This window comes from Flavobacteriales bacterium TMED191, from assembly GCA_002171975.2.
Taxonomy (GTDB): Bacteria; Bacteroidota; Bacteroidia; order Flavobacteriales; family TMED113.
Map to the genome: position 1 here is coordinate 1 of NHIO02000004.1, position 8,760 is coordinate 8,760.

Below are 8,760 nucleotides of genomic sequence, written 5' to 3' on the forward strand. Positions count from 1 at the left end.
ACAGCCATAACTATAAGGAACACATAAACCACTATCTGTATTAGCACTTGAATCATAATTAAATGCACTAGAATCTGTACAACCTTCAACGATTGCTATACATGTGCCGTCATCGAAACATGCAGTAGAATTATAATTAAATGCTGTTGCATCTGTACAACCTCCAACATAACAACAACTATCATCGTCAGTATTAGCACTTGAATCATAATTAAGAGCTGAAGAATCTGTACAACCTAAAACTACTGCTATACACGAACCATCATCGAAACATGCATTAGAATTATAGTTAAATGCTGTGGAATCCGTACAACCTGCTATATAACAACATGTACCATCGTCTGTAGTTGCACTTGCATCATAATTAAGAGCTGATAAATTAATACAACCAAGAACTATTGCTATACATGAACCATCATCATCTGTTGCAGAAGAGTCGTAATTAAATGCTGTTGAATCTGTACAGCCTGCAACCTCGTCACAATCTACAACACCATCTCCATCTGAATCTGTCTCAACAACTAAACCGTTTATACATGTACTACAATCTACTTCAATATAAGTACATGAGCCATCAGATGTATTTGCACTTGAATCATAATTACATGCGGTGGAGTCTACACAACCATAAACATAAGCAATACATGAACCATTATCTGTATTTGCACTTAAATCATAATTTAACGCTGTAGAATCTGTACAGCCTTCAACAACTGCCACACATGAACCATCATCAAAACATGCCGATGCATCATAATTAAATGCTGTGGAATCGGTACAACCTCCAACATAACAACATGAACCATCATCCTGATCGGCACTTACATTATAATTTAATGCTGTTAAATCCGTACAACCAAGTACATAATAACAACTATTATCATCAGTGTTAGCACTTGAATTGTAATTTAATGCTGTTACATCGGTACATCCTTCTACAACTGCTATACAAGAACCATCATCGAAACATGCTGATGAATCAAAATTGAATGCAGCAGAATCAGTACAACCCGCAACATAACAACATGTTCCATTGTCAGTATTAGCACTTAAATCATAGTTTAGTGCCGACGAATCTATACAACCTAAAGCTATTGCAACACATGATCCATCATCAGTATTTGCATTAACATCATAATTAAATGCGGTTGCATCTAGACAACCTTCAACTATATCAACGCATGAATCATCATCATAGTCAGCATTTTCGTCATAATTAAATGCTGTAGCGTCCGTACAACCTGGATTATAGTAGCATGTAGAATCATTTACATTTGCTTCTGAGCTATAATTCACCGCTGATAAATCCGTACAACCATAGACCGCTACTTGATCACATGAGCCATTGTCCGTGTTAGCAACAAAACCTTGATTATAATACTCTGCATAAAAATCATCCATACAACCAGGAACAGCCAAAGTAGCACATGAACCATCATCATCCGTAGCTGTTGAATCATATTCTAAATAAGCAGAATCTGTACAGCCTGCTATTTCTAACTCATCACAAACACTATCTTCATCAGAATCATTTAAACATATATCATCACAATCGTAATAAGTCGCTGCATAAGTACATGAATTATCAGATGTGTTAGCATCTTCATTGTAACTGCATGCAGTTTCATCTGTGCAACCAAGGACATAAGGAAGACACGAACCATCATCAACACATGCTTGCGCATCATAATTAAATGCTGTGTTGTCTGTACAACCTCCAACAAAGCAACAAGAATTATTATCTGTGTTTGCATCTAAATCATAGTTTAATGCTGTATCATCAATACAACCATATATAAACGGAATACATGAGCCATCATCAGTATTAGCATTTAAATCATAATTAAACGCTGTTGAATCAGTACAGCCATAGATAAATGGAATACAGGAACCATTATCGGTATTAGCATTTTCATTATAGTTGAGTGCTGCTGAATCAGTACAACCTGGTGTGACTAACTCACAACCTTCCCCAAAATCAGCATAGTTATTTATACAAGTACCGTCACAATCCGCATTTTGGGCTGCATAAGTACAATCCCCAGAATCTGTAGCAGCAGTATTGTAATTACAGGCTATATCGTCTTGACAACCTAAAACTTCTAATTCATCGCAAACACCATCAGTGTCAGAATCATTTATACATATTTGAGCGCAATCATAATAAGTCTCGGCATAAACACATGAACCGTTATCAGTATTAGCATTTTCATCATAATTACAAGCTATGTCATCAATACAACCATATGCAAACGGAATACATGAGCCATTGTCAGTATTTGCATCTGGATTATAATTAAATGCCGTAGCATCTGTACAACCAAGAACTGAAGCAATACAGGAACCATCATCTGTGTTTGCGCCTGATTCAGAGTCATAATTTAATGCAGTTGGATCTACACACCCAAACACTACCTGCTCACAACCGCTTCCAAAATCATTAAATCCTTCATAACAATTACCTTCACAATCAGTACTTATACTAGGAAATGTACATGAATCATCATTGGAATTTGCGTTTTCATTATAATTACAAGCATTAGGATTAGTACAACCAGGAACTGCTAGAGTTAAGCATGAACCATTATCAAAATCTGCTAAAACATCATATTCTAAATATAAATCATTAGTACAACCAGGATTATAATAGCATGAACCATCGTCAACAAATCCAAAAGGCAATTCAAAAATTGGTGCACCAAATTCATCAGTATTACCTAAAAACTGGCAACCCGTCACTGGATTTATTGCAAAATTACCAGCATCAGTATTACAATAATAATTAATGGCAGCTGAATCAGCACAGCCAGTTTGAGCGTGAATGTATAACGGAAATATACAAAATAATATGGCAAATACTTTCTTCATTTTACTCCACTAAAAATTTATATGTTATAAAGTTGTTGTTTAAATACATTGTCGCATAGTATATACCTTTCTCCCACTCTTCAATGTTAAGTTTGATGTTATTTTCTTTTATTATAAAGCTTAAAACCTCTGCTCCTAAAATATTATATATTACCAACTCTTGGTTAATGATAGTTTCTTCTTCCAAAATTTCAAAAACAATATATGTACTTGCTGGTTGAGGGTAAATTTTAAAGTCATTATTTTTTTCTAAAATAATTGAGTGCAAGCTATACATACAACTCTCATCATCAACAACTGCTGTAATTAAATAATTATCTGCCGATTTATCCATACAACCAATTCTATCTTCTCCCAAATAATAATGTGCATCATCAATATCATTAGTTATATCCGTTAGCAACATAGTTGGATATTCATCAGGTGACAAAATAATTGAGTTTGCAGTCTCACACCCCCCCCATATAAAAGTACACATACTCCAATCATTAATAGTAGCATCTGGATTATATGATTCTGGACAAATATACCATGCATTAATAAGACATCCATAAATAATGCACGAGCCATCATCAATATCTGCATTTTCATCAAAGTTTTCTGCATCAAGATCTGTACATCCAGCAAATAAACAGGAACCATCATCTATGTTAGCGCTTGGCAAATAATTAGTTGCATTAGGATATGTACAACCTTCGACTACTGGAATACATGAACCATCATCTGTATTTGCACTTAAATCATAATTTAAGGCATTTAAATCTGTACAACCATAAATAAATTCAATGCAAGGATTAGAATTATCTTCAGCACTTGCCTGATTAATATTAGCATCAGAGTTATAATTATATGCTTCTGGGTCTGTACAGCCATAAATAAATGGAATACATGAATCATCATCTGTATTAGCGCTTGGATTATAATTCATTGCTGATGAGTCAGTACAACCCTCAACTATTAATATAGCACAGGAGCCATCATCTGTGTTAGCATTTGAATCATACTCTAAATAAATATCATCTATACAGCCCTCTACTATTAAAGTAGTGCAAGAATTATCATCTGTGTTAGCATTTGAATCATACTCTAAATAAGTGTCGTCTAAACAACCTTCTACTACAGGTGTACATGAACCATCATCATCAGTTGCTGTGGCATCATAATTAAACGCTGATGAATCTGTACAACCATAGATTGCATATACGCAAAATATACCGCCAAAATCAATATTTGCAAATTCATTATAGTTAACAGCCTCCTCATCCATACAACCAAATACAAATTGTATACATGAACCATCATCAACATTTGCCGATGAATCATAATTTATTGAATAAGGATCTGTACAACCATATATGGGGTATTCACAAAATATACCACCAAAATCTGTGTTCACATCAATTTGAGAATCGCCAGTAAGTGGGTTTGACACCCCATCAGAATCATAATCATTATAATTTAACGCTTCTTCATCTAAACAACCAAATATAAAAGGATAACAAGACCCATCATCTGTATTTGCATCAGGGTCATAATTAAATGCTGAATCATCAGTACAACCATGAATTACATATGTACATAATAACCCTTCAAAGTCAGTATTGGCATCAGAATTATAATTAAATGCTTCTGGGTCTGTACAACCATAGATAAATGGAATACATGAACCATCATTAACATTTGCATCAGAATTATAATTAAATGCTGTCACATCTGTACAACCTTCAACTATATCAACGCATGAACCATCATCATAGTCAGCATTTTCATCATAATTAAATGCCGTTATATCTGTACAACCTGCTTGATAGTAACACGACCCATCATCTGTATTAGCCTCTATTTCATAATTTAATGCTTCTATATCTATACAACCCTCAACCACTTCTACGCATAATAATCCTTCAAAATCAAAATTTGCATCAGAGTTAAAGTTAAAAGCAGTTTCATCTGTACAGCCATAGATAAAAGGGATACATGATCCATCATCAACATTTGCATCAGAATTATAATTATAATAATATGGATTTGTACAGCCAAGTATCACTGCTTCACATGAGCCATCCTCAGTATTTGCATCAGGATTATAATTATATGCTGTTAAATCTATACAGCCAAAAATAAATGGAATACAAGAACCATCATTCACATTTGCATCAGGATTATAATTATAAGCACTAGAATTAGTACAGCCAAAAATCAAATAAAAACATGTTTCATTATCGATGTTGGCATTTTCATTATAATTAGCAGCAGCTGGATCCATACAGCCATAGATAAATGGAATACAAGAACCATCATCGGTATTTGCTTCTGAATCATAATTAAATGCGGTGTTATCTGTACAACCTTCAACTATAGCAATACACGACCCATCATCTGTATTAGCATTAATAGCATAATTAAACGCCTCTGGATCTGTACAACCTGAAATAAATGGAATACACAATAATCCTCCAAAATCAGTATTTGCTTCAGGATTATAATTAAACATTGTATCATCTGTACAACCATATATAAATGGAATACATGATCCATTATCAGAATTAGCACTTGCATCATAATTAAATGCAGATGGATTAGTACATCCTTCTATAACAGAAATACAAGATTCATCATCAAAACATGCACTTGAATTATAGTTAAAAGCAGTATTATCTGTACAGCCCGCTATATAACAACATGAGCCATCATCTGTATTAGCATTAGAACTAAAGTTAAGAGCAGATAAGTTAGTACAACCTTGAATAATGGCAATACATGTGCCATCATCATCAGTAGCTGCTATGTCATAATTAAATGCTGATGGATCTGTACATCCAGGAATTTCTAATTCATCACACACATCATCATCATCTAAATCATTTAAACATACTCCTGCACAATCATAATAGGTTTCTGCATAAGTACATGAGCCATCTACTGTGTTAACTGTGGAGTCGTAATTACATGCTGTTGCATCCATACAACCATAGATAAATGGAACACATGTAGCATCATCAGTATTAGCATTTGAATCATAATTATATGCTGTTGGATCTGTACAGCCATATGCAAATGGAATACATGAGTCATCATCAGTATTAGCATTTACATTGTAATTCCACATAGTTCCGTCTGTACAGCCATAAATAAACGGGATACATGAACCATTATTAATATTTGCATTTGAATCATAATTAAACATACCTTCTATAGTACAACCTTCAACTATAGCAATACATGAACCATCATCATAATCTGCATCTTCTTGATAGTTCAAAGCTTCTGAGTCAGTACAACCTGGCTCATAATAACATGAACTATCATCTGTATTTGCTAGCGGGTTATAATTAACTGCTAAATAGTCTAAACATCCATCAATAACAGGTAAACATAGTGCACCATCATAATCCGTATTGGCTTCAGGATTATAATTAAACGCTTCTGAATCCGTACAACCCTCAATAATAGCAATACATGAGTTATCATCTACATTTGCTAATATGGAATAATTGAATGCACTCACATCTGTACAACCATATACAATTGGGGTTAAACAGGACCCATCATCAACAACAGAGTATAAATCGGGAGAGTAATTAGAAGATGAAATACTATAACTAATTGGATCATAATTATAATACTCCAAAAAAGTATCATCAGTACAAGCAAAATAATAACAAGAATCATCATCAGTATTTGCTTGAGGGTTATAATTTGCTGCATAAACATCAGTACAACCTTCAACCATTAATGTAACACATGAACCATCAAGAATATTTGCCGCTGAATCATATTCCAAATAATTTTCATCAGTGCAGCCAAATGCAACAGTTCCTACAATTATTAAGTCAGCTGCATACATGCCATTCTGTTCAAACAGGTCTGTTTGAAGTGACTGAGAACCATCCAATTCTGTGACCACATGAAATGATGGCTCAGCTAAATACTCTATTCCGTTAAGCTCAACAATAAAAACCATTGGCTCATCATTATTAAAACCATCTTTTTCCTCAGTTGTATTGTCGTCTTCATAAATAGCTAATAATGATTGATAAGGCCCCACATCATTACTATTTTGACAGGTGTAGAAACTACCATTTCCGTACCCACTAAATCCTAAACCATAATTATCACTATAATTAGGGAAATTATCAACAGGCTCAATACCACTTGATGATGATGAAGACATATAAACATTCTCTAAAAAATCACCCACATAACCTGTATAGAGCTCATTCTGCATATTTTCTAATAATAAATCAGGAATTTCATACTCTCCAGGATCAATAATACTTTCTAAATATGGGGTGGATGATGTATCAGAATAATTAGTCCAACTAGATATTTCATCGATATACTGATCATAAGAATAAATACTAGAATTAAATGAAGCGTCAGCATTATTAGATAAAACAGCTGAAATATAGGATTCAAATAAAGGATAATGACCTTCGATTAACAAACCGTCTTGAATTATATCTAGATCTGTAACTGAGTAAAACTGACCACCCACTATAGCCTCCTGATTCGACAAATAAGTATTATTACCATAAAAAGCTCCTATTGTCACATCATTACAAAATGAATCATTTTCTGGTAGACCAATAATACTATCAATAGCAAAAACTGCAAAATTAAGTGGATAACCTTGTTCGACTGTCCAATCAAATTGATATTCAGGATATTCACATGGGCCTGGTACAGTAGCACTAAAATCGTAATTCAATGCAACTGGGTCCATACATCCTTGATACATACATGTTGCTGGGTCAGTATAATAATCCTCATAGTTGAATGCCAATGGATCCATACATCCTACCTGTTCATTAACATTACAAACTCCATCACCATCATCATCATAACACACACCATCACAATCTACCCATTCACTTTCTGGATATTCACAACCCTGATCTTCAAACGCAATATCGTCAACAACACCTGCTGCCTGAGAATTATAATTACATGCTGACATATCCATACAGTTTGACCACTCGGAATAAAGTGTAAAATCAACCATTAACAAGTTAGAAAGACCATTAGCAACAAAACTTTGTTGACATTGACCGCCACAGAGCTCTAAATCATAACTATTATCCATAATTGCATTTTGACCTATGTAATCTGTCCATCCTTCTGAGGGGTCATCGCTATTATTATCAATTCTTAAAAACCACACATATTCTGTATTTGATGTAAAACCATCTAGCTCATTTGTAGAATAATCATCCTCCCAAGATGCTATAGTAAAACTCTCATTGTCTTCAGGCCAGAAGTTAAATCCTCCACAAACCCACTCTTCAATCATATTACTATCATTTGTATCATAAAACACACCTATAACTGAACCTGAAGGAATTGATTGAGGAGTAATTTCATCAGGCAAAAGGACATTAAAAAATGGGAAATTAGATGCTTGTAGAGCTATTGTTGCATTACCCTGGGTGATAAGCTCTGAATTATCTAAGTATTCCAAACCTACAGATTCGGGCCAATTTAAATTACCTTGAGAAAAAGCATTTAAATAAACTAAAACACCTAATATGCGTAATAATAATCTTTGCATAAACTTTATCTAATAAAAGTCATATTTTTTTAATTGGTGCTAGCTATATCTGCTAAGATACTAATAATTACAAAGTTTTACAATCAAAATATCTTATTTGATTATAAAAAAAAAGCCCCATCATTATGGGGCTTTCTTTACTTATGGATCGTTACGGTTATTTAACGATATTCATATTCTTAGTTGCTGTAAAGTTATCAGTAGTCATTCTTACAAAATAAGTCCCTTGACCTAAATCATTTGCATCGAATGTTACTTCATGCTTTCCAACACTAAAGATATCACTAGCTAATTCTGCAACATGCTCACCTAACATATTATATACTCCTATTGTAACCTCT

Annotated in this window: 3 protein-coding genes; all 3 read right to left on the reverse strand. The window is 33.8% G+C overall.

All coding sequences use genetic code 11. The features are described from left to right. The coding region (locus CBD51_000220; protein ID RPG60796.1) for a hypothetical protein at positions 1 to 2,868 on the reverse strand (2,868 nt) is incomplete at its 3' end. Position 2,869: 1 nt separating this feature from the next. Next, entirely contained in the window at positions 2,870 to 8,419 is a 5,550-nt protein-coding gene (locus tag CBD51_000225; protein RPG60797.1) for a T9SS C-terminal target domain-containing protein, read from the reverse strand. A 157-nt stretch (positions 8,420 to 8,576) separates the two neighbouring features. After that, positions 8,577 to 8,760 (reverse strand): T9SS C-terminal target domain-containing protein (locus CBD51_000230; protein ID RPG60798.1); only part of this gene is annotated, 184 nt, incomplete at its 5' end.